Annotated in this window: 2 protein-coding genes and 1 pseudogene; all 3 read right to left on the bottom strand. The window is 32.7% G+C overall.

The window, feature by feature from the left end; all coding sequences use genetic code 11:
- On the bottom strand, positions 1–619 hold a 619-nt coding region (locus tag H5072_RS19065; RefSeq protein ID WP_182694462.1), incomplete at its 3' end, for a GAD-like domain-containing protein.
- A pseudogene (locus H5072_RS19060) lies at positions 620–793 on the bottom strand (hypothetical protein); the annotation flags it as partial. It lies immediately after the preceding gene.
- Between the two features lie 531 nt (positions 794–1,324).
- Positions 1,325–1,558: hypothetical protein (locus H5072_RS19055; protein ID WP_182694461.1), on the bottom strand; the 234-nt coding region annotated here is incomplete at its 5' end.

Below are 1,558 nucleotides of genomic sequence, written 5' to 3'. Positions count from 1 at the left end.
CAGCTAAAAAGTTTAAATGCTCAATAACCTTTACCTTTTTTAGATTTTCTAGTTTGTTTGTGCCACCTAAGGCCAATGCAGGTACGAACACATACATTTCATCAAATTCTAAGAGACCTAGTTTTTTACAGGCTCTTTCAAACAATAACTCCTCATCGACGTCTTTTTCATTTAAAGAATTCTTACTCATGGTAGCAAAAAATAAATCAACTGTTCTTTCCTCCCCTCGCTCTTTTAATTTCTCTGAGTAATCGGTTGGGAAAATCATTCCAAAATTTGAATTAATATCAATGCTCTGACCAGATGTGTTACCCCAAACAATTAAATCTCCAAACGCACTTCGCCCAATAACATAATAACTATCGATACCTTGTTCTTCTCGTTTAGCAAATTCAGTTCCTTGCAACCACGTTTGCAGAATGTCATGGTACTCACTAGGGTTAACTAGCCAAAAAATGCCATCTCCCCACCCACAGAAGCCATATTCTTTCCAGTATTCTATTAAACGTTCTGGCAGTTTATTTTTATAAAAATCAAGTGTTTCCTGATCTGGTAGCCTTGAATTAATAGCTGGACCAAACCCTTTATAAATATAAAAGTTATCGAAAAATTTATTCATTTATTTGCACCTATGTAAATTTACATTCATCATTGCATCTGGTCCCAACTCTTCTAATGCACTTTTAGCTTGAGCGTCCATAGCTTCGACTCGACTCAACGTCTCTTTATCTCCAATATCGTTAACCCCTTTATTTTTCCACTGGGAACCAATTGATTGGTTAACACTTGCATCACCTAAGTCAAGAAACTTAACTAGACACCCACTCTAATTTAACTAGCAAAACTGTATTATTAGATTTACTTTTTTTACTCAGCGTTTATCTCTTTTTCTATCGTTATTCATAAAGCACTCATTAAATAAAACATTACCGCTGTTAAACCTAAATTACACGCATAAAAATAACTGCATGATGCAGTTTCAACTTTTCTACTGAGTAATTTAAGATCTATGCTAATAGCTTTTCACAATTATTTATATTGGCTCGCCGTTTTCTGTTTAGGTTTTTTCAGTAACTTGCTTGTGATGATCGCCGCTTAACTGAACCATGAAATAAACGTGTGAAATGTGTGGTAAGTTTTAACTAATTTCCCCTCGGGATATCTTATGCCTTTCCAGTAAAGGAAGGTTTATATTATTAAGATGGGTATATTTGTTATTTTCTTCCAGCTCACTAAATGTTTTTCCATTTTAGTCAAATCAATGTGAACATCATTTTTTTTAAAATCTATCATTACTAACACCATGATTCAGTAAATTGTTCAATCATTCTATTTCAGAAATAAACTTTGATGTATTGTCTTCCCAGTCATCGTTTCTTGAAATAAAACTTGCTAATTCGTCTAAATATTTAAAATTAAAGGTATTAGCTAAAACTTTCAAATCTTTCTCTTTTACTTCTCGAAATATTAAAGAAGCAAATAAATTACTTATCATTTGCTGGTATGTTTTGCCTAAAACTTCATACTCACTTGGACCATCTTCTAGATAGTATTTTAT

Origin of the sequence: Pseudoalteromonas sp. SR45-5 (genome assembly GCF_014163565.1) — a bacterium.
GTDB classification, from domain to species: Bacteria; Pseudomonadota; Gammaproteobacteria; order Enterobacterales; family Alteromonadaceae; genus Pseudoalteromonas; species Pseudoalteromonas distincta.
The sequence above is the reverse complement of the archived record's forward strand: the minus strand, read 5'-3'. Positions and strand labels throughout refer to the sequence as shown.